The sequence below is a fragment of the Bacillus infantis genome, from assembly GCF_050107595.1.
Classification (GTDB): Bacteria; Bacillota; Bacilli; order Bacillales; family Cytobacillaceae; genus Bacillus_AB; species Bacillus_AB infantis_C.
This window is the reverse complement of sequence record NZ_JBNILH010000049.1, coordinates 1-255: the sequence shown is the minus strand read 5'-3', so window position 1 is coordinate 255 and position 255 is coordinate 1. Positions and strand designations below refer to the sequence as shown.

General features: G+C 43.5%; 1 protein-coding gene. It reads right to left on the bottom strand.

All coding sequences use genetic code 11. The features are described from left to right. The coding region (locus ACQCVH_RS25385) for a transposase (protein ID WP_426838419.1) at positions 1–255 on the bottom strand (255 nt) is incomplete at both ends.

The following is a 255-nucleotide window of genomic DNA, read 5'->3' as shown; positions in this document are numbered from 1 at the left end:
CAGACCCTGAATAACAGGGCCCTGAGTTTCTTTCGGCCTCTTTTTGTGATGGTCGTTTTTCCTTTGTGTTTACCGGAAGTATTTTCTTTTAGGCTTAAGCCAGCCAGCTTGATAATTTGCCGAGGATTATTGTATTCGCCTAAATCCCCTACTTCCGCGAAAAAGCCGGCAATTGTATCCCTGCCCACACCTTTTATCGCTAACATTTGTTGTACGCCTGGTATTTCATCAAGCAGATCGTCTATTTTTGTATCC